General features: G+C 57.8%; 16 protein-coding genes. 1 reads left to right on the forward strand and 15 read right to left on the reverse strand.

The window, feature by feature from the left end; genetic code table 11:
• Positions 1–2 precede the first annotated feature (2 nt).
• From AB4Z48_RS29975 to AB4Z48_RS30020, 10 genes are all read right to left on the reverse strand, one after another.
• Positions 3–1,016: an Ldh family oxidoreductase gene (locus AB4Z48_RS29975; protein WP_441620727.1), complete on the reverse strand. Its 1,014-nt coding sequence runs from the start codon at positions 1,014–1,016 to the stop codon at positions 3–5.
• Between the two features lie 41 nt (positions 1,017–1,057).
• Positions 1,058–2,077, reverse strand: a complete 1,020-nt coding sequence (locus AB4Z48_RS29980; protein ID WP_441620729.1) for a Bug family tripartite tricarboxylate transporter substrate binding protein — start codon at positions 2,075–2,077, stop codon at positions 1,058–1,060.
• Positions 2,078–2,148: 71 nt separating this feature from the next.
• Positions 2,149–2,394, reverse strand: a complete 246-nt coding sequence (locus AB4Z48_RS29985; RefSeq protein WP_441620731.1) for a hypothetical protein — start codon at positions 2,392–2,394, stop codon at positions 2,149–2,151.
• Positions 2,395–2,442: 48 nt separating this feature from the next.
• Positions 2,443–3,864 (reverse strand): FAD-dependent oxidoreductase, encoded by a 1,422-nt coding sequence (locus tag AB4Z48_RS29990; RefSeq protein ID WP_441620733.1) that lies wholly within the window; start codon positions 3,862–3,864, stop codon positions 2,443–2,445.
• Positions 3,865–4,167: 303 nt separating this feature from the next.
• Entirely contained in the window at positions 4,168–5,106 is a 939-nt protein-coding gene (locus AB4Z48_RS29995; RefSeq protein WP_441620735.1) for a LysR family transcriptional regulator, read from the reverse strand.
• Between the two features lie 83 nt (positions 5,107–5,189).
• Positions 5,190–6,536, reverse strand: coding sequence for an NAD(P)-binding domain-containing protein (locus tag AB4Z48_RS30000; RefSeq protein WP_441620737.1), 1,347 nt, complete (start codon positions 6,534–6,536; stop codon positions 5,190–5,192).
• A 68-nt stretch (positions 6,537–6,604) separates the two neighbouring features.
• The gene (locus AB4Z48_RS30005) at positions 6,605–7,582 is read right to left on the reverse strand and encodes a Bug family tripartite tricarboxylate transporter substrate binding protein (protein WP_441620739.1); all 978 of its coding nucleotides are present in this window, start codon (positions 7,580–7,582) and stop codon (positions 6,605–6,607) included.
• 38 nt (positions 7,583–7,620) lie between these two features.
• On the reverse strand, positions 7,621–8,988 hold the full coding sequence (locus AB4Z48_RS30010; protein ID WP_441620741.1) for an MmgE/PrpD family protein: 1,368 nt from the start codon (positions 8,986–8,988) through the stop codon (positions 7,621–7,623).
• A 2-nt stretch (positions 8,989–8,990) separates the two neighbouring features.
• Positions 8,991–9,956, reverse strand: a complete 966-nt coding sequence (locus AB4Z48_RS30015; RefSeq protein WP_441620742.1) for a Bug family tripartite tricarboxylate transporter substrate binding protein — start codon at positions 9,954–9,956, stop codon at positions 8,991–8,993.
• A 334-nt stretch (positions 9,957–10,290) separates the two neighbouring features.
• Positions 10,291–11,718, reverse strand: coding sequence for an aldehyde dehydrogenase family protein (locus AB4Z48_RS30020; RefSeq protein ID WP_441620744.1), 1,428 nt, complete (start codon positions 11,716–11,718; stop codon positions 10,291–10,293).
• Between the two features lie 258 nt (positions 11,719–11,976).
• On the opposite strand from AB4Z48_RS30020, the gene AB4Z48_RS30025 reads away from it, so the two are divergent.
• A complete protein-coding gene (locus tag AB4Z48_RS30025; protein ID WP_441620746.1) occupies positions 11,977–12,276 on the forward strand; it encodes a YciI family protein in 300 nt (99 codons plus the stop codon).
• 93 nt (positions 12,277–12,369) lie between these two features.
• Here AB4Z48_RS30025 and AB4Z48_RS30030 read toward each other — a convergent pair whose 3' ends face one another.
• The 5 genes from AB4Z48_RS30030 to AB4Z48_RS30050 form a co-directional block, all read right to left on the reverse strand.
• Positions 12,370–13,449, reverse strand: a complete 1,080-nt coding sequence (locus AB4Z48_RS30030) for a porin (protein ID WP_441620748.1) — start codon at positions 13,447–13,449, stop codon at positions 12,370–12,372.
• 198 nt (positions 13,450–13,647) lie between these two features.
• On the reverse strand, positions 13,648–14,487 hold the full coding sequence (locus AB4Z48_RS30035; RefSeq protein WP_441620750.1) for an SDR family NAD(P)-dependent oxidoreductase: 840 nt from the start codon (positions 14,485–14,487) through the stop codon (positions 13,648–13,650).
• 15 nt (positions 14,488–14,502) lie between these two features.
• Entirely contained in the window at positions 14,503–15,510 is a 1,008-nt protein-coding gene (locus tag AB4Z48_RS30040; protein ID WP_441620752.1) for a Bug family tripartite tricarboxylate transporter substrate binding protein, read from the reverse strand.
• A gap of 91 nt (positions 15,511–15,601) precedes the next feature.
• A complete protein-coding gene (locus AB4Z48_RS30045) occupies positions 15,602–16,576 on the reverse strand; it encodes a Bug family tripartite tricarboxylate transporter substrate binding protein (RefSeq protein WP_441620754.1) in 975 nt (324 codons plus the stop codon).
• A 73-nt stretch (positions 16,577–16,649) separates the two neighbouring features.
• Complete coding sequence (locus tag AB4Z48_RS30050) at positions 16,650–17,969, reverse strand: NAD-binding protein (protein ID WP_441620756.1); 1,320 nt, start codon at positions 17,967–17,969, stop codon at positions 16,650–16,652.
• Positions 17,970–18,027: the final 58 nt, after the last annotated feature.

Consider the following 18,027-nt stretch of genomic DNA (forward strand, 5'->3'; position numbering starts at 1 on the left):
GCTCACTTCAACTGCTGTAGACGCTCCAAAACAGTCTTGTTCACCAAGATGCCCTGCCGACGTCGAATCTCACGCTCCCGAAAGCCGCGCTCCGATGGAATTCGAATCTCCGCAGAAACTGTTTGGCGAGGCAGTGTTCTTACTTTGTTCAATAACTCCTCCAGTTGGTCCTTGAACTGCTCGGCAGGCATCAATAGTTCCGGATTGAAAGCGACGAAGAGATATCCAAAATCGCTAACGTCGCCATTCCGTAGCCGTGAACCCGCCATCAGGCCAAGACTCTGGATTGCGAGGGACAAGCCGTAACCCTTGTGTCCGCCGAATGGAAAGACACCGCCCTCCAGCAAATCTCGGGCAACGCGCGTGGGCTCGCCATGTTTGTCGATGCCAACGACATCACGGAATTCCTCGCCGAGGAAGGCCTTCATCAGGACTTCGCCTGACATCGCCGAGGCCGTCCCCATGTCAAAGATAAATGGGTCCACTTTGCCAGGTAGGGCAATAGCTAGCGGGTTGGTCCCCAACGCCTTGCTTAACGCCCCTGGCGGCACAACGCTTGGGCTGCTGCTGCCGAAGTAGATCGCCGCATACCCCTCCCTGGCAATCTTCTCCAGGTAATATGCGTTGCGTCCCGCAAACCAGCTGTTCCTCAACCCCACAACCGCTATGCCGGAGCGACGCACCTTGTCGATGACAACATCGACAGCACGGTTTAAAGAGATGTAGCCGACGTGGTTCCCTCCGTCGAGCAATGCCGAGACCGGAGACTCGCGCACGATTGAAACCGGCACACGGGGCTTCTTCATTTCCGGTCTTTCCGCAATGACAAGAATCCGCGGAAGGCCTGCGAACTCGTAACCCCACATGGATGCATCAAGCAGATGTCCGGAGATGACATCCGCCTCTGCACGTGTGAATCCAATCCTTATAAGGGTGCTCACGCCAAGATCATGCGCCTCACTTACGCTCAGTCGAATTGAGTTTTCGTTATCGGTGTCCAGCAGTTTCTCAGTCATATCGATAGTCCAAGGTGTCGAATGCGTGCGGCAATACTTCTCTATTCCACGTGGAGATTTATCTTCTTCACGACGGGCTTCCATTTTTCGAGTTCACCGGCGATGAACTTAGACAGGACAGCAGGTTCGCCTCCGACGACCTCATAGCCGGCATCGATGAGTTGCTCTCGCACCTTCGGATCCAGAAGAGTCTCTTTGAAAGCGGCGTTAAGGGTGGTAATTACCGCCCCTGGGGTTCCCGCGGGTACCAGTACGCCATTCCAGGAGCTCACGTCGAAGTGAGGCACTCCGGATTCCGCAATCGTCGGCACGTTCGGCAAGACGCTTGTCCGCTTCGCGGCGGTAATGCCCAATGCGCGGAGCCTCCCCGCTTGGATCTGCGGCTTAAGCACGACCGGCACACCAATAAGGGCGTCGATCTCCCCAGAAAGGACGGCAGACAAGGCTGGTCCACCCCCACGATAGGGAACATGCAACATGTTTGCGCCTGTCATTGACGCGAGCAACTCCCCTCCGAGATGTCCAAGAGATCCCGGCGCAGCCGATCCGTATGTAATCTGTCGCTTCTTCGATAACTCAATCAGTTCCCGGATGTTGTGCACCGGCAGCTTTGCGTTGACAACGAGTACCTGCGGGACGGTCGTCAAGAAAATCACCGGCGCAAAGTCACTCTGCGCAAACGGCATCTTCGTGAACACAAGCGGGTTGATCGAATGGGTCGCTGAGTAGGCAAACGTCAGCGTGTAGCCATCGGCAGCTGCCCGTGCACCGGCTGATGCGCCAATATTTCCCGCCGCTCCACCACGGTTCTCGATGACCACTGGCTGCCCCAGTAATTGACCCAACCGCGCTTGAAGTATGCGTGCGAGAAGATCTGCACCACCACCCGGCGGCCATGGAACAATCCAGCGAACGGGGCGATCCGGATAGGCCATGGCCGCTACGTCTCTTGATGCAAGACTTCCCAGGACACCGGTCAGCACTCCCGCCAGGAGCAGTGACCGGCGTTTTCCTAGCGGCACACCGCTCAAAGCCGGTGCCTGCGATATGGCATCATTCATGTCAGGCCATCCAGTTAAAATACCATTCAGTAGCGCTATCTCTAACGTGCAATACGGCGCGATGCCGTAGCTCACTTCGGAAGCATCGCGTCCACAACAAGCCTGACCAAGTCGACGTAACTGCGCATGATCAGGTAAGCAAAAAGACCTGCGATCCCGCCGCCAATAAGAAAAGCAGTAGATCCGCTGACTTCCCAAATCCAGAATCCGGCTATCGGCATACTCGACGCCAGCAGCAATGCAATCGCGTTGCCATTTTTAACAAGGAAATGCAGAGCAGGAAATGTCGGCATCGTCTGTTTGAAATGTGATTTCATCAATCAAATTCATCGATATTAAAAATTAACGTTGCAAAACCGGTTAAATCAGGCGGCGGCCCATGTTGACGCAATTGCATTTGCAGCGCGCAGGGCGAAGACAGTCGACCGGCTGAGACCGCCTATGTATGCAACCTGTTCAAGATCACCGCCACCCTCGATTCCGCCGGTCGTACAGCCTGCCGCATACAAATTCGCAATCGGACGATTGGCAATATCAAGCACCCGACCGGCAGCGTCGGTCGCGATTCCGCCCATGGTGTATGTGATCCCGGCGCAGAGCTTTACCGCATGGAAGGGTGCGGTTCGGATGGGCCACGCTCGATGAACGCCTGTGCTGCGCCGGGGCCGAAGCTCTCCGGTACCGGCGGCCTCGATTGCGGCGTTGTGCTGCGCGACGCTCTCTGCTAACTGGTTTGCAGGCAAGCCAGCCTGTTGCGCCAAGCCCTCCACGTCGGACGAGGCGTAGACGGTGCCTCCGTTCGTGATCAAGGTGGGATTTGCGGAAATGAGGTACTCGCGCCCTGGGCCATTCCAGATATCCGAGTCGAAGATGACGGTTGCTCCCAGGGGATCGGCCTGTGCCGCAATGGTGTTTGCCATGGTGACTCCACCCAGCCCTTCATCCATGAATCGTCGCCCGGATCTATCAACCACAATGCCCGCGGCACAAACGAGATCGAGCATCGGGAAGGGCGACAAATCGTCGTTGTAGATCGCATCCTGTGCGAGCACGTGCCCGTAGAACCGCGTCATTCCCACGAACTGAGCACCGACTTCACCTGCCATGCGCAATCCGTCTCCGCAGCCTGCCCGTGCGTTTCGTTGCTTAAGCTTCTCTGGCGCAGGTGCGATATGCTCGCGCAGCAAGTCCAGGTTGGAATGGAATCCCCCGTCGCAGATCACAACCGCGCCTGCCTCAATGCCGACTTGCGCGGTAGATTGCGTCGCCAGGAAGCCGACGCACTGCCCACCCCGCATCGTCAAGCGCTCGGCACGAGTTCCGTAGAGGACCGTTCCCCCATTGGCCTCCAGCCTGGCTGCCAGGGTTCGTAGCAGTACATCCCCGCCGCGCCCCTGCCAGTAGTGGCGTCCTTGCGTTGCAATAGGAGGTGCCAGCGTATGTCTGCGGTAAGGCTCGTGTCCAACCTTGATGAACCGCACACCGTGCTGCTGCAGCCATTGCGTTGCCTGCCCAACGTCATGTGCGAGTGCCTCCGCGAGGTCCTTCGCAACCGAGTTGCCAGCGCGGCTGACAATGGCGTCCAGAATGACTTCAGGATCTTCGGCTACGTCCTGGTGGGCGACGTGGAATGCCCCGCCTGCCATCCGGGTGTTGCACGGGTACCTACCCTGCTCACCTTTTTCAACTACCAGCGTTCTGATTCCTTGCTCTGCGAGCCGTAGAGCGACTGTCAGGCCCGCGATTCCGGCGCCGATGACAGCAACGTCTGTATTGACGACATCCATGCCCACTCCAGTAACTGGCTGAATCTCCGATAGCACTTCCGACGCTGGCTCCCGACGAGACTGCGATCTAGCGCACCGATGAATGAATCTTATGGCGGAGATACCTGCACAACCGCGCCCATCCTTTAAGGACTTTCAAGTACGAATTGAAGATCGAATCCTCTGCTTCCGATGGTCGCGTCGTGTACTACGTCAATGTCTCCATACAGCTGGAGAGTTGAAAACGTCGGCGAACGCGCACAGCGTAACGACGCCTTGAAGTTAAGCAATTCCCGAGTGTCAAACGCCGGCCGCGCGATGTGACTAGCGTTGAATCGTTGGAGGTCGCTCTTCCCGCCGCTGCAGGTCGGGATGTTGGCTAAGCACGTCGTAGAGAAAATCTGCCATGGCACGGACCTTCAGCGGCACGTGGTGGCGTTGCTGCATATAGATGGAGTAGCTCAACTCCCCCTCGACCTGTCCGTCCATCACCGTATCGAGCCGACCCGAACGCAGGTAGGGCGTGACGCGATAGAGAGTCAGGAGTCCGATCCCCACTCCACTCAGCATTGCCTCGATCAGGCTATCGCCGTCATTTGTGACAAGTGACGGCTGCCCTTCGCTTACCAGGATTTCGTTGCCGAAGCGGAGGCGCCACGGCCGGATCGCATTGGTCACCCAGCTCCGCAGATCGATCCGTCGATGACGCTTAAGATCCTCAATTGTTGACGGTCTGCCATGCCGCTGCAGATAGGCTGGCGAAGCGCAGAGAACGAAGGGCGAGGTCACCACGCGCCGCGCAATGAGTCTCGTGTCGGGCAATGGGTGTGGAAGGATACCGACGTCAATGCCCTCGGCGACCACGTCCGGGATTCGATTCTGGGCGATCAAATCGACCGAGAGGCGCGGAAACTTCTCGAGGAAGGATCCGAGAGCTGGTGCGACAAAGCGCGCGGCCATCCCGACAGGTGCAGCAACCTTGACCGTGCCGAATACCTCCGCAGAGGCATCACGCATTCGCTCTACCTCACTGTCGATGGCGTCAAATGCATTGACACAGGTCCGATAGAAGCTGGAACCCTCTTCGGTTAGGCTTAGTCTGCGCGTGCTGCGATTCAGAAGCCGAATTCCGACCCACTCCTCGACCTGCTTGATATGCAAGCTGGCGGCCTGGGGCGTGATTCCCAGTTCCCGAGCGGCCCGGCTTAGGTTCCCGGTCTGCACGACACGTATGAAGGTATTGATGCCCCGAACGCTCTCCATGTATCACCTCCTCGGCACGAGCAAACCTAGATGGGACTGTCAGGCTCCCTCGACGGGCACCGAGGCCGACACTGGAATGTCAGTCACTTCCGAGACAGCCCATATGCCCGGCCAAGTTCATCGATGTTCGAGTCTGGGCCGATCTCTTTAATGAGAGCCTCAACTCGGCTCCTAACCGCATTTGCAATAAGCATCGGAGCCCCGAACGACGCCGCTAGCTCCGAAACAAGACGCAAGTCCTTATAGAACAGTTTCGACGTAATGATGGCAGTTGGCACCCCCGTGCGTTCGGCCTCCGCGATTCTCTGGAGTGCCGCGGTCCACGCGTCCGTGTCCTTCGTCTGTTCCAGGAGGTCCGCCAGACCCAGGCCCAGGCGCCGGGCCAAATCGATACTTTCGTAGCAGATGAACCGATTACAAGCGCCAGTTGCGTTCTTCACAAGTTTCGCCGTTTGTCCGCTACCGGTCGGACCGAAGTAGATGCTGCGGCCCATAGTTTGGAGAAGGCCATAGACCTTCTGATAGTCTTCTTGGGACCCTCCGCAGAGCGCAAGAAGAGTTCCGTTGTCCGCACTGGCAGGCCCCCCTGCGACCGGAGCATCGACGAACCCGACTCCCAGTTGGTTGAGCGCCTGCGATATCGAGCGGGCATCCGAGGGACTTCCAGTTGTCTGATCGATCACCACTTTGCCGGGTGACAGGCCCCTCAGCATCCCTTTCTCGCCCAACAGCACCTCCCGAACATGGGCTGACGTCGGGACACAAAGCATGATGATGTCACTCTCACGCGCGAGGGAGGGCATGTCCGTTGCAGCCATAGCTCCATCCCGTACTTGCTCAGCCACCCGATCCTGGACCACATCGAACACGAGAAGCCTGTCTGCAGCCGTACGGACTCTACGCGCCAAGGCAGAGCCCATTGCGCCCAGACCCACGTAGCCAATAGTCGGCTTTTGTGCACCCACCCTGCTTTGAGGAAGCGGCGATTGCGGTGTGTGTCTATATGCGTCGTCGCTTACACCCGCCATTGAGCCTATAAGAGACAGCATGCTGCCCAGGCGAGAATCTCCACCATAGACGTTCATGCCCACATCCAGTAAGCCGCGGGCCACGGATGCCAGAGGCAGAGAAACGCCACATTGCTCGGAGAGTTGGATTGCTCGTCGAATGCCGTCGGAGAGTTCTGATAGCAACGGGCCCTCGAATCCAGGACGATGGTCCGCGAGTGCCGCAAGTCGCTGTTCCGTAAATCGACTACGCCCGCTGCTTCCGTTGATTGCATCAAGCATCGGAGACAACGCAAGCCCCGCCTTCAGGCCCATTGCGATGACTTCGAGTGTCATCAGGCTGCACAATGAAAGCATCGATGCTGCGATCGCCTTGCTTGCCTCTGGGTCGATCGGACGCACTGTTTGACTGGATATTTGCAACACTCTCTCCCTTTCATCCGACGCCAGTCCCTAGCGCCACGCTACGAGCCGCCGAGGACTTCCTAGGGTCATTGCTTTTGAATGTTCAACTTCTCGACCAGAGCCGTCGTGTCCGCCACTTCCTTACGAACGAAGGATGTGAATTCCGCGGGGTTCTTAAAGTACGGCTCTGTACCATCCGATTGAAGCCTCTCTGTCACCTGCGGATCTTTCATGGTCTTCTCCAGGGCCGCCGACACTTTCTCGACCACATCGCGCGGCGTGCCGGCCGGCGCAAAGAGGCCGAGCCAATAGTAGTAACTAAAGCCCGGCAAGCCTTGCTCCGCCACGGTTGGCACGTTGGGAAGAAGCTTCAGACGATCCTGCGATGTGACCGCGAGCGCCCGCAATTTTCCACCCGCGAGATTGGACGAACTGCTTCCGTACGCATCGACCATGAAGCTCACGCGCCCCGCAATCACATCCGGCATGGCAGCCCCGTTTCCTTTGTACGGAATGTGAAGCATCTGTACGCCCGCCTGCTTCAGCATCATCTCCGCCGCAATATGCGTGGTCGTTCCAACCCCGGCCGATGCATAACTGATCGCGCCACGGCTGGCCTTTGCACTCTTGAATACGTCAGCCATGGTCTTGTACTCGGTTCCTGCGCCCGCCACAACCACAGCTGGCGAACGGACCATTGAACCTACCGAGACAAAGTCCTTCATGGCATCAATGCCAGTCTCGCGTGAGAGAGCGCTTTGGATGGGTAGCGTCCCTCCCGTCGACATCAAGGTGTACCCGTCCGCAGACTCCGATTTCGTATAGCGGATACCCACCAACCCGCCCCCGCCAGGCCGGTTCTCCACCACTACGGGCTGACCGATTTCCTGGCCCAGTCGCTGGGCAATAATCCGCGTCGTGATATCGCCCCACCCACCCGCAGATACAGGGACGACCACTTTGATGGGTCGTGAGGGATAGGGCTCAGCCGCGTGGGCGATGGGAATTGCAGAAAGCGTTGCCGCGAATAGGGTAACCTGCCTTATTTTTTTAACGTTGGTCATCTTATCTCCTGTGTATTTTTTTGCAGAATGCGCGTCGGCTACGATTTCCCAGGCCAAAGAGTGCCGATAAGTCTCCGCACGTCCAGGAGATTCTCCATTGCACGTATCACTTCGATGGACGCTGAGATCTGCTGCTCTCCGACGCCGCCATACGGCATCAGGCTCCTGTACTTGCTTTCAATTTCTAGCCAGGTGATTCCACGCAAAGCGGCACCCTTCGGATACCGGACATGTTCTTCGATAAGCTGTCCACCGACAGTCTCGATGCGAACAATTGCGCCGCTCTTGTAGTTGGCCTTATCCGCGACCTCTGTATCTACGCGGAAGACCTTATCGAACAAGGAGCGGATCCTGGGGTCCTGAATCTTCTCTGGGAATGCGTGCTCCCAGCTGTAGTCACGATCCGCTGCGCCTGCAGCCGCGAAATAGAACGGGCTGTGCGCGATCCCGATGAGGTCGGTTGGATGCTTTGGCCCCGGGAAAGGATAATCGGGAAGGGTAAACTCGATCTTGCGAATGTCCACGACATCCAGGTCCCCTCGGCGCGCCGCATTGGCGGCAGCTTCGGCAACGGCGTGAAATGGCGACCCACCAGGAACTAGCTTGATGCCTAGTTCGGTCAGGATGCACCATTTCTCCCCGAGCTGACTGATCACCTCCTCGGCTTGCTGGGTGACGCCCAGTGTTTCGAAGAAGCCGCGCTTCATCTCGAACGTGGCGAGCTCGGCGGTGTATCCCAGCTGAGCGGCTAGAGCGCCGTTCACGCCCATCATTGCTGCATTCCCCGCGTGGTACTCCCTCGCTAAGCTGGTTGCCGCCGCGGCGTGCAAGCCGCCCATTGAGGTTGCCGCCAATGCGAGTGCATGGGCCGCGGCGTCTGCGTCGAGCCCCAGCAGTCGAGCTGCAGCTGCCGCCGCTGCAAACGTTGCCACTACGCACCCGTGAAAGCCTTTTCGCTGCAGGCCTCCAATCATGGCAGTGTTGATGTTGCCGGCAACTTCATAGCCGATAACTACTGCGGCAACTACCTCCGCTCCGGACGCACCGACCTTTTCTCCGACGGCGAGCGCCGCAGCACACGCCTGGGTCCCACTGTGGACAATGTTCCTGAGATCGCTGTCATCCGAAGCAGCCGCATCGCTCATAAGAGCGTTCAGGCGTGCAGCGGCCACGGCCGGCACCGACTCCCAGCCTCCAAACCAAACAGTCGACTCCGGAGAGCCTCCTCGCGTGACTTCCAGGGTTCGAACGATCTTGCTCGATTGGAGCGTCGATCCGAGAGCGGAACTGGCTAAAGTACTGGCGATCAGCATCTTCCCGTATTCAGCCGCTTCAGCGGGGATTTCGTCATACTGCGTTGAAGCGATGAACTCACCATATCGGCGAGAGAGAGTAGCGTTCTTCATCTTCAATCCATCTTGATGTTGCTTTGCTTGGCGACGTCACCCCAACGCCGCGTCTCTTTCACAAGGAACTGTTGAAACGCTTCCGGGGTTGTGACCTGGGGTGTAAGTGCGATCTTGTCGAGCGCATCGACGACCTCCGGCAGGGCCATCACGCTCGCGGCCTGTTGACTTAGTTCGGCGGCCTCTTTTGCCGGAAGGCCCGCGGGTGCAACGAGGCCTTGCCAACTCGTCATGACGAAGTCGCCCCCGATCTTCTCTTCGACCGTTGGAATATTGGCAAGTCGTTCCACGCGCTTCTGGCTGGTTACAGCCAGAAGACGAATCTTTCCCGCTTTCACACCCATGAACGCTCCAGGCAGAGTGAGCATGGCAACATCGACTTGCTTCCCCATCAATGCGGTCACGAGGGCATTTGCTGTGGTAAACGGAACGTGAGTAATCTTCACACCCAGCCGATTCTTCAACATCTCCATTCCCAAGTGATTGCCCTGTCCGATGCCTGAAGACCCATAGTTGAGCGAGCCAGGACGGGCCTTTGCCACCTTCTCGAGGTCCTCGAGACTTGTGATGCTGGAATCCGACGGGACCGCGACCACAAATGCCGATTCAGCCAGCTTCGCGATTGGCGTGAAGTCTTTGATCGGGTCGTAGCCGACCTTCTTGTAGACGTGAACGTTACTGGTGTGACTAGTGGAGACGATAAGCAGCGTGCGTCCGTCCGGATTCGCCTGGGCGACCTGTGCGGTCGCGATGTTTCCACCGGCTCCTGGACGGTTCTCTACGATGTATGTCCGCTTTTGCCTGACTCCGAGCTTCTCAGCCAGGATTCGAGCAAGGACATCGATATTTCCGCCGGGTGCCGATGCGACGACGATGCGAGTCGGTGCGCTTCCTGGATCGGCTGCCGCTCCAAATGCCGACAAACAGATGCCAGCAAGACATAGCTGCCGCCAAATATTCTTTGCCACGTGCCTCCTCCTAGTTCTCGATTTAATCTTCCCAACCATCGTTCGGTGGTTCAATCGTTTCCCACCCTGTCGTGGACGTTTGGGTTCATCTAAATTTGGTCTTTACCTACCGGTTTGTTACCTTTGGCGTAAACGTTCAGCGGAATCAGTCCTGCTGTATTGAATTCGCATACCGAAACGTTACGCGCGTGCGGAGGCAGGCTTAGAGGTCTACCGGGGCGTCGTTGAGTCTTGTCGTTTCCGGTCGTCAATGTGCACGGTAAAAAGTGCGCAAGAGCGGCCAGGAAAGAGCCGGCTTCCTGCGCAAAGGAGACCACCTGGAATCAAATTGCGTTTAGTCGCCTGGATTGAAGCCCAGGAGGGCCTTCGTTTCCAGATACTCCTCCAAGCCAAATACACCCACCTCTCTTCCGTTGCCTGACTGACGGTAACCGCCCATTGGGGCAACGTAGTTAGACGCAGCTCCGTTATAGAAGATGCGCCCCGCCCGCATACGCGCGGCAAGCTTGCGCGCACGTCCGGCGTCCGAGGAGAAGATGTACCCGCCCAGTCCGTACTTCGTTCCATTCGCGATGGCGACGGCCTCGTCTTCTGTACGGTAGGTAATCAACGACAACACCGGGCCGAAGATCTCCTCCTGCGCGATGGTCATGTCTGCTCGAACATCGGCGAAGATTGTCGGCTGGATGAAGTAGCCGCGATCCAGGTTGCCAGGTCGGCCAAGGCCTCCACATACCAATCGCGCTCCTTCTTCGATTCCGCGTTCGATGTAGCTTTGCACTCGCTCAAACTGCGGCCGATTCACTACGGGGCCAACTGTCGTGTCTGGACTTCGCGGATCGCCTACCCGTACCTTCTGCGCCTCGCGTTGCAGTAGGCCAATAAACTGCTCGGCTTGGCTCTCGTGGATCAGGATGCGAGTGGGCGAATGGCAGGACTGGCCCGTATTCGAGAACCCTCGGGTGACGTTATACCGAGCGGCTGCCTCGAGGTCTGCGTCCTCAAGAACGATATTTGCAGACTTCCCGCCGAGTTCCTGGCAAACGCGCTTGACGGTATCTGCGGCTGACTGAGCTACCAGAATCCCCGCTCTCGTCGAGCCGGTGAATGAAATCATGTCTACGTCCGGATGTCGGCTCAGTGCATCTCCGACTGTCGGACCATCGCCGTTAATGATGTTTACGACGCCGGCCGGTACCCCCGCGGCCGCCAATACCTCCCCAAGCAGCAACGCGTCAATGGGCGTGTATTCACTTGGTTTTACCACTACCGTGCAGCCAGCGGCGATTGCGGAAGCAAGCTTCCCGCACAGTAGTTGGAGAGGCCAGTTCCAGGCTGTAATCAAAGCACACACACCAATTGGCTCTCGCAGGATCACGTTGTCGCCCATACGGCTCTCGAAGTCGTACTCGCGAAGCGTAATCACGGCCTGCTTAAAGGCCTGGAGGGCCGTGGTCGTTTGACCAGCAAGGGAAAGCGGAGCTCCCATCTCCTCGGAGATCGCACTCATGAGGTCGGTCTGCCTCGCCGCGAAGGCTTCGACGATCCGTTCAAGCAGGGCAATCCGTTCGGCCTTGGTTGTCACACTGAAAGATTCAAAAGCTTTCCGTGCAGCGGTTACTGCTCGATCAACGTCTTCAACTTCGCCAAGCCGCACGTTCGCGAACGGAATCTCAGTGGCCGGGTTGACCAGTTCAAAGCTGCGGGTTCCTACAGGCTCAACCCACTCTCCCCCGATGTAAAACCTATCAAACGTCTTCATACCTTCCTCTAACTGAATGGACACTCGAACTCTTAGACGGACATCCGCCCCGCGCAAGGCCAAGGCTGCTGGTTGTCGCGTCCGTCCACTTCACAACGCCTTCGAGCCTGGCTTGCCGACTACCTTCACAATACTCTACATTGGTTCCGTTGTACAATTCGGGTTCCAATCACCGAAACTTTCGTGCGCGACGCACAAGGTCGGAATGGCGCCCATGCGCGCAGTCAGTCACAGAGGAATTCTTCATCAGGAGACTTTATGCTTTGCATCGTGTTTTGCTGCGATCGAGAGGGGTCGGCGGAGCTTCGTAAAGAGCTTCAGGCTACTCATCGGAACTACTTGAATGATTGGAACGACAGGATCCCGGGACCGCAACTGGATGAACTCGGCAATGCGTTCGTAGGAAGCGTTTTCCTGCTTAACATCGACACCTATCAACAGGCAGAGGAATTCATCCGGAGCGAGCCTTACAACTCCGCCGGGGTGTTCGCCAGCGTGAAGATTCGTCGCTTAAGCAAGGGCCGGTTCAACGCGCACCTGTTCGACGCGCCGAGATAGCACTTCGCTTCGTGCTGCCCCGGTCCCTTTGTGCACCTTTAGGCTCGTGTCACCATCGGTCTACACGAGCCTTCTGCACCGTCGCTTCAGGCGCTAGAACTTGTGTCGAATGCCTGCAACTGCGCCGAATTGGTTAGCGCTGTTGGCCACCGTTCCGAAGCTTCCCAGGCCAAGTGTCGAGCCGTTCTTGTTCTTCGTGTAACCAACGTTTAGGTAGACGTCGGTACGCTTAGAGAATGCATAGTCGCTGGAGAGCACGAAGAACCAAGGGTCGGCACTGGCTCCAGAAAAATCTTGGTAATACGCTGCGGCGACGACGTTTAGCGGTTGGGTTACCTGGTATCTGACGCCGGTCCAGTATAGGTTCGAGCGTTGATTCGATCCGGCCCGCGCGCCCGGTAGGAGTGCGCCGTCTAGCGCTTTGGCCCAACGGTAGCCAGCGAAGAGCGTGGCATTCCCAATAGCGAAATTGCCGCCAACTACAGCACGGCGGGTGGTGGCGTCCGGCGTAGTGGTTCGAGTACCGGTGTTGATCTGGTCATATGCGGCCGTCACCTCCCAGTTCTGGCCCGTGTACGTCAGACTTCCTCCGATCTCCCGGCCAATCTTCGGACTTCCTGGCACTTCGCTCGCATTGTCTCGAGTGCTGTCAGCGCCGAAGCTATACATTGCGTTCGCTTTCAGGCCCCCGAATATGCCCACATACTTCACCGTGTTGTCAGCTCTAGCGGAGAAGGCAGCGTCCTGCACCAGAATGGAATACTTTGATGCGATCCACATCGGGTCCACGGTGCCGAAGATGTCGTAGAGCGCATTGGTCTGACGACCCAGGGTCAGCACACCCCATCCGCTCTGCAACCCCACGTATGCTGATCGACCAAACAGTCGGCTGTTCTGCGACGCGCGCCCAGTGTCAGACTCAAATCCACTTTCTAGTACAAAGAGGGATTTCAATCCGCCACCCAGATCTTCAGTGCCGCGCAGCCCCCAACGGGAGCCAGCCATATTGCCCGGCGTCATGCGGACGACGCTATTGTTGCCCTCCGTTTGGTGATTCGCATACTCTATCCCGGTGTCCACTACGCCATATAGCGTGACGCTGGATTGCCCATATGCGCTTCCGGCGCAAACCGATGCCACACCGGCGAACCATACAATCGCCTTACTTTTCATGTCTCCTCCTCTTGGGTTTTTCTACTCACAATGTCGATTCGGTACTTTTGCGTCCCGCCGGGCGGCTCTGTTTCGAACATCGGCATGAGTTCCATTTTTTCAAATGGCAAAAAAATGGGACGCCCGCCCTGAGGAGCGAGGCCGCCTCTCAAGGCATTGGTAACGTCCGTTGAAACGGCCCGGGTCTGGCTGCGTCGCCTAGATGCGATTCAGGATTCTTCCACCGTCCACGAGAAGCGACACTCCGGTAATGAAGTTGGCTTCGTCGGAAGCCAGGAACAGCGCCGCATTCGCAACGTCCCAGCCTGTACCCTGCCGGCCGAGGGGCACCTTTGCATTTCGTTCCGCAGTGACCTGCTCTCGCGATTGCCCCCATTCCTTCACGCGCGTATCGACTGCCATCGGCGTGGCGATGAGCCCGGGCAGCACGCAGTTTGCTCGGATGCCGAAAGGTGCATTCTGGAGGGCCAACTGCTCTGTGAATGCAATAACGCCCGCTTTAGAGGCTTTGTAAGCGACGTAGGGATACTTTCCTACTGCGGCGGAAGATGATACGTTGACAATTACGCCAGACCGCTGCACACGCATGATTGCCACTGCGTGCTTGCATGCGAACACGGTGCCTCGGAGGTTGATCCGGCAGATGTTGTCGAAACCTTCCTCTGTGATCTCCATCAGATCTCTGTCTCCGCCCGCAATGCTGACGCCGACGTTGTTATGAAGTACGTCCAGGGAGCCCCACCGTTGCGCTGCATCAGTCATCACTCTCGCAAGATCTTCCTCTCGCGTCACGTCTGCGGAAGCAGCTACGCATTCGAGGCCTTCCGCAAGAATGATTGATGCGGTCTCTTGTGCGGACTCGATGTTCCGATCCACCGCCAGGACACGCGCGCCTTCACGTGCAAACCTGATAGCGGCTGCGCGCCCATTGCCTACGCCCTCTCCTGGACTTTGGCCAGCCCCGATTACGACGGCGACCTTGCCTTTCAGGCGCTCTCCAGAAGTACGGCCCAATGCAGATGCAATTTCGTTTCCCATTTCCTCTCCTAACCTTTAGCTTGCACCACTGACCAACTTACTGAAGTGACGCCACCGAGTGATGTCATCCTGGACCTGCTTGCGAAACGCCTGCGGTGCGCTAGTTCCCGGCTCCGCATACAGCTTGTCTCGCACTTGTGCGGCGACATCCGGCGATAAGGAGATGCGATTTATTGCGTCGTTCACCTTTCTCACGACGTCTTCCGGCAATCCGGCAGGTCCAATCATTCCGTAGTAGGTATAGGGATCAAGTCCTTCAAATCCCTTCAGTCCGGCTTCGGACACGCTAGGTACATCAGGAATAGCCTTGACGCGCCGCGTGCCGGTCACTGCCAACGCTCGAACCTTGCCACTGCTCAGGGCCGTAACCGCGCCTTGGACGGGCGCAATTCCGACTTGCACCGAGCCGGTGTACATCGCCTGGACGATATCTGCGTCTGCTTTGTACGGAACATGCGTCATCATCATTCCCGACACCTTGCTCATATACTCACCGGCCAGATGACTAGCGGATCCAATACCCGAAGAGCCGAAGTTCAGCTGCCCGGGATGCTTGGCCGAGTATGCGACCAGGTCGCGCAACGACTTCGCCGGTACGTCGTTGTTGACGATGATTACTCCTTGCGCCGTACCAACAAGGCCCACAAATGTGAAGTCCTTGACCGGGTCGTAGGGCAAGTCGTTGCGCACGCCCGGACTTTGCGATAGCGCGCTTCCTGTGCCCATATACAACGTATATCCGTCAGGCGCGGCTGCCTTCAAGGACCGGATCGCCACGATCTGACCAGCTCCTGGCTTGTTCTCGACCACCACCGGCGTCTTGAGTTCGACGGCGAGCTTCTGCGCGTAGAAGCGAGCGATCGCGTCTGTGGTACCACCAGCGGCAAAGCCGACCAGCAGACGAATCGGCCTCGAAGGGTAGACGTCAGCGAGTGCCGGGACACTGATGCTCACCAACGCCACCAACAACAGTGATCTACGGGTGACTGACGCCATGCCTTTTGCATTCTTCCTGTTATCCATTCTTTTTCCCCAGATGAGGACTGCTTGTTTCCGTGGCTACGCTACGGCAGACGCACCCATTGCTTTGAGTCTGATCTTGCCCGAACATTGCTTACTGTTTCGGCAGGTTGAGGTCGGTCACGAGTTTCCGTGTCTGGCTGACTTCCTTGGCTAGAAACTGGTTGAACTCAACTGTAGTCATCTGGGGCGTCTCTACCCCCTCGCCGTTCAGCCGCTCAGCCAGCGCTTTATTACTCAAGGCGCTCTTCAGAGCCTCCGAGAGGCGCTGAACGACCTCCTTGGGCGTGCCAGTTGGTGCTACAAGACCCATCCACGTGTAGTAGCTGTAACCCGGAACGCCCTCTTCCGCGAGGGTGGGAACATTAGGTAGCGCCGATATCCGCGCTGTCGAGGTAACTGCCAGCGCCTTGAGCTTTCCAGCAGTCAGATAGCCACGACTGCTCGAGTAGGCGTCGAAAATCATGTTTACGCGCCCACTCATGACATCAGGCATCGCTGGCCCGTTCCCCTTGTACGGGACATGGAGCAGTTGCAGACCGGCCTTTTGGTTGAACAGCGCGGCAGCAAAGTGAGGCGCGGTGCCGACGCCCGCGGAGCCATATGAGAGCGTGTTCGGATGACCCTTGGCACGCGCGACGAAGTCCCTGAGCGATTTGTCGGGTTGCTCCGGCGATACCACGACCAGGAATGGCGATCGTCCAACGAAGCCCACGCCGGTGAAGTCACGTGTCAAATCATAGCCCGGATCGTCCCGAATAACCTGCTGGAAAGCCATGGTGCCCGCCGAGCCTAGGAGGGTGTAGCCATCGGCTGCCGCTGACTTGGTCACGTTGATACCGATCAGGCCGTCCCCACCGGCTCGGTTCTCGACAATGACCGACTGCTTGAGGTTGGCTCCCATCTCCTTCGCGACAAGGCGGATGGTGAAGTCCAGCAGACCGCCTGGCGCGGTATTCACAACAATACGCACCGGACGATTGGGGAACGGGTCCGCGGCGAAGCTCGCAGAGGAGATTGCCAGTGCAATACCAGAAAAGGCCAGGGCCTTCACAATGGGGCGCTTCATGTAGTCTCCAAGATTTCATATTGGCCACCCATTTTCGAGTAGCTCCTTACCGCAGTGCTGGACTCCACAAGTCCTACTGCGTGAAACGAATACCGGACACGTCTTCGACGAGTCCCGCGACTTCCGCCACATCCGCCTTCTCGGCAGCAGCCACCGCCGCTTGTTCGTACAGGCAGCGCACCTGATTTGCCACGAACATCGGGGCGCCAACCTTACTTCCGAGCGCACAGGCCTTGCGCAGGTTGTCGGCGACCTCACGCAACGGTCTGACGGGGCTACGATCGCCGGCCAAAAGGGCGGGCAGGAGCGCACGCGACGCGCCACTCCAGCCGGAACTCGAGTTGATCACCGTCGAGATGTCTTGCAACCGCAAGCCGTAAGCGATACCAAGCGCGGTGCATTCATAGGTAACCAACTGCCCCAGCGCGAACATTGCGGCCTCCACAAGGGGAGCCACGGCGTTGGCATCCGATTCTGCTGACTGGCCCGCTCCCTCGTTCTCCGCGCTCGTCGGACCGATACATGTGGCGGCCATGTCTCCGATGACTCCGACCATGTCTTCGAGCTGGGAGCCCTGGCCAAGGGTATTGACCCCAACCTGCAACAAGCCACGCACGATGCTCGTAATCGGAAGCGGTACCTCAACCTCCATCCCAAGCATCATTGCCTGGGTAATATCCTTGAGCATCAGAGGAAGTCCAAACCGGGTGGAAGCCCTTCCCTCCACTAACGCAGGTAGCATCTTCTCCGTTACCTGACTCCGTCCGAGGCTTTCGTTCAGCTCTACAGCCATCCGCTCCAGGGGAAGCCCAGCCTTGATCCCCATGGCGACAATCTCAAGCATGCCAATTCGACCAGCACCATTCATGGCGTTGTTCACCATCTTCATGGCCTGGCCATCACCAATGCGGATGCCGCAGCGATGGATGGTACCGGCCATTGTGTCCAGCAACGGGCGTGCCTTCTCATAGACCCCGTCCGAGCCCGCGACCATAAGGGTGGCACTTCCACTCGCTACAATTTGCGGGCTTGCAGAAACCGCGGCATCCATCATCTCCACTCCAATTTCGGAGAGAAGCGAAGCAATTTTCCTGGTCTCGGCAGGGATGCCACTGGTCTGGTCGATGACAATCTTCCCCGCCGATAAGCCGGCGGCGAGTCCCTCTGGGCCCGAGACAAGCTGCAGAACGTCGGAACTACGTGGCAAGCAGATCACGACCGCGTCGCATTTCCGTCCGAGGTCTGCGGCAGATGCAGCCACGCTGGCGCCAAGGCCTTTGAACACCTCGAGCGCCTGGGCATTGAGGTCCCAGACGAAAAGATCGTGTTTGCCGATGAAACGTCGCGCAAGTTCTCCTCCAAGCGCGCCGAGACCTACGTATCCAACCTTCATTGCAATGTCTCCTGTTCGTGTTTGCTTGTTCTTTCGCCCTGCTTTCAGCTGCGTTCAG

It is taken from the genome of Cupriavidus sp. 2TAF22 (genome assembly GCF_052115045.1).
Taxonomy (GTDB): Bacteria; Pseudomonadota; Gammaproteobacteria; order Burkholderiales; family Burkholderiaceae; genus Cupriavidus.

Excerpts from the sequence above, each read along its gene's own strand:
- AB4Z48_RS29975 (WP_441620727.1), bottom strand. The coding sequence starts at position 1,016 with ATGACTGAGAAACTGCTGGACACCGATAACGAAAACTCAATTCGACTG.
- AB4Z48_RS29980 (WP_441620729.1), bottom strand. The coding sequence starts at position 2,077 with ATGAATGATGCCATATCGCAGGCACCGGCTTTGAGCGGTGTGCCGCTA.
- AB4Z48_RS29985 (WP_441620731.1), bottom strand. The coding sequence starts at position 2,394 with ATGAAATCACATTTCAAACAGACGATGCCGACATTTCCTGCTCTGCAT.
- AB4Z48_RS29990 (WP_441620733.1), bottom strand. The coding sequence starts at position 3,864 with ATGGATGTCGTCAATACAGACGTTGCTGTCATCGGCGCCGGAATCGCG.
- AB4Z48_RS29995 (WP_441620735.1), bottom strand. The coding sequence starts at position 5,106 with ATGGAGAGCGTTCGGGGCATCAATACCTTCATACGTGTCGTGCAGACC.
- AB4Z48_RS30005 (WP_441620739.1), bottom strand. The coding sequence starts at position 7,582 with ATGACCAACGTTAAAAAAATAAGGCAGGTTACCCTATTCGCGGCAACG.
- AB4Z48_RS30010 (WP_441620741.1), bottom strand. The coding sequence starts at position 8,988 with ATGAAGAACGCTACTCTCTCTCGCCGATATGGTGAGTTCATCGCTTCA.
- AB4Z48_RS30020 (WP_441620744.1), bottom strand. The coding sequence starts at position 11,718 with ATGAAGACGTTTGATAGGTTTTACATCGGGGGAGAGTGGGTTGAGCCT.
- AB4Z48_RS30025 (WP_441620746.1), top strand. The coding sequence starts at position 11,977 with ATGCTTTGCATCGTGTTTTGCTGCGATCGAGAGGGGTCGGCGGAGCTT.
- AB4Z48_RS30030 (WP_441620748.1), bottom strand. The coding sequence starts at position 13,449 with ATGAAAAGTAAGGCGATTGTATGGTTCGCCGGTGTGGCATCGGTTTGC.
- AB4Z48_RS30035 (WP_441620750.1), bottom strand. The coding sequence starts at position 14,487 with ATGGGAAACGAAATTGCATCTGCATTGGGCCGTACTTCTGGAGAGCGC.
- AB4Z48_RS30040 (WP_441620752.1), bottom strand. The coding sequence starts at position 15,510 with ATGGATAACAGGAAGAATGCAAAAGGCATGGCGTCAGTCACCCGTAGA.
- AB4Z48_RS30045 (WP_441620754.1), bottom strand. The coding sequence starts at position 16,576 with ATGAAGCGCCCCATTGTGAAGGCCCTGGCCTTTTCTGGTATTGCACTG.
- AB4Z48_RS30050 (WP_441620756.1), bottom strand. The coding sequence starts at position 17,969 with ATGAAGGTTGGATACGTAGGTCTCGGCGCGCTTGGAGGAGAACTTGCG.